This is a genomic window from Candidatus Aminicenantes bacterium (genome assembly GCA_026393795.1).
Lineage (GTDB): Bacteria > Acidobacteriota > Aminicenantia > UBA2199 > UBA2199 > UBA2199.
Map to the genome: position 1 here is coordinate 1 of JAPKZL010000273.1, position 1,924 is coordinate 1,924.

Here is a 1,924-nt window from a genome sequence, read left to right on the forward strand (position 1 = left end):
CAACCAGCAGGTACTGGAAAAACTGCCATTAGCCGAAGATGTCGTGCCGGGAAAACTGCGCGGGCACCAAGTAGTTGTAGGAGACGTCTATCGTGCTCCAGCCGCCGCCGACTGCGATTATCTGCTGGAGAAACTATGTACATGGCTGCAAGGGGATGATTTCAAGGAAACAAAGGGCCGGGAGTCAGTCTCTGCGATTATCAAGGCGATCGTAGCGCACTTGTATCTAGTCTGGGTCCATCCTTTCGGGGATGGTAACGGCAGGACGGCACGATTACTGGAATTTTATATATTACTTGCGGCCGGGATTCCTTCCCCCGCTGCACATCTATTAAGCAACCATTACAACCAAACTCGCAGCGAATATTATCGACAGCTTAACCTTTCCAGTAAGACAGGTGGCGATATCATGCCCTTCCTGCAATATGCCGTGCGCGGTTTCGTTGATGGCCTTCATGAACAGATGAATTTCGTTTGGGAGCAGCAATGGGACATCGTTTGGCAGAATCATGTTCACGAACAGTTCCAAAATCGCACTCATCCGAGTGATATACGGGAGAGGCATTTAGCTTTGGATCTTGGCGCTAAGGGAGATTGGGTTGCTATGGCCGAAATATCCGAATTGACTCCCCGGCTTGCTAAAGCATATGCAGGGAGAACGCAAAAAACTGTGCACCGGGATATCAACCAACTAGAAAAAATGAGTTTAATCACTCGAGAGGGACGGAAAGTCCGCGCTCGCAGAGAGGTAATCCTCTCCTTTCTTCCGCTACAATGTATCCCGCAGAAGAATAAGTCGGAGCCGGAAAAAAAGGTCAACTAAACGATCACTTTCCACATAAGCATTGTCATCAAGTTTTTTTAATAATAATATTTTCGATTCCCTAAATAATCTGTCCATTTGTATCCATAAACAGAAAAACTTAGCGGCTTAGGAAGCATTTTACCTCTGATGCCGGGCATGGTATACTAACAATTCATTAGGAATAAGAATCACAGAGAGATAATAAACCGTTTCCCTTCAAATAGTGGTTGCGTTTTATGGTTGCGTTTTTCCACGTGCAGCGACCGTTTTCTGGCCTGAGCCATTTAAAACGGCGTCCCCTTCCTCATGCAAAAGGAAACCAACAATGTTAAAAAAGAATTTTGCCGATTTCGAACTTTCCCATGAAATGAGCAAGGCCATCAGCGAGATGGGCTTTGAAGAGGCCACGCCGATCCAGTCCCTGGCCATCGGCCCAATCCTGGCCGGAGCCGACATCATCGGCCAGGCCCAGACCGGCACCGGGAAAACGGCCGCTTTCGGCATCCCGATTATTGAAGGCATCGAGTCCCACCAGAAAAAAGTACAGGCCCTGATCCTTTGCCCGACCCGTGAACTGGCCGTGCAGATCGCCGAAGAGCTGAAGCTGCTCAGCAAGCATAAAAAAGACATCCGCATCCTGCCGGTATACGGCGGCCAGCCCATCGAACGCCAGATCGCCGCCCTGCAGCGGGGCGTCCATGTGGTGGTCGGCACTCCCGGCCGCGTCCGCGACCACATGGAACGCAAGACCCTGAAACTGGACCAGGTGCGCACGGCCGTGCTCGATGAAGCCGACGAGATGCTGGACATGGGCTTCGTCGATGAAATGAAATTCATCCTGGGCGCCATCCAGGCGCAGCATCAGACCCTGCTTTTTTCGGCCACCATGCCCAAGGCCATCCTGTCTTTGAGCAAGGCGTTTCAAACCAAACCCGAACTGATCCGGGTAGTGCACGAGGACCTGACCGTTCCCGGCGTCGAGCAGACCTATTTTGAAGTGAAGGAATTCCAGAAAACCGAGATCCTGGCGCGGCTGATCGATATCCATGACCTGAAGCGGGCCCTGATCTTCTGCAACACCAAGATCCGCGTTGACGAACTGGTCGAAAGGCTCCAGGC

2 protein-coding genes are annotated in these 1,924 nt (G+C 51.3%); both read left to right on the forward strand.

Annotated features, from left to right (window positions below; genetic code table 11):
• On the forward strand, positions 1-823 hold an 823-nt coding region (locus NTW95_13255; GenBank protein MCX6558376.1), incomplete at its 5' end, for a Fic family protein.
• A gap of 307 nt (positions 824-1,130) precedes the next feature.
• Positions 1,131-1,924, forward strand: a 794-nt coding sequence (locus tag NTW95_13260) for a DEAD/DEAH box helicase (protein ID MCX6558377.1), incomplete at its 3' end; no start/stop codon positions are given.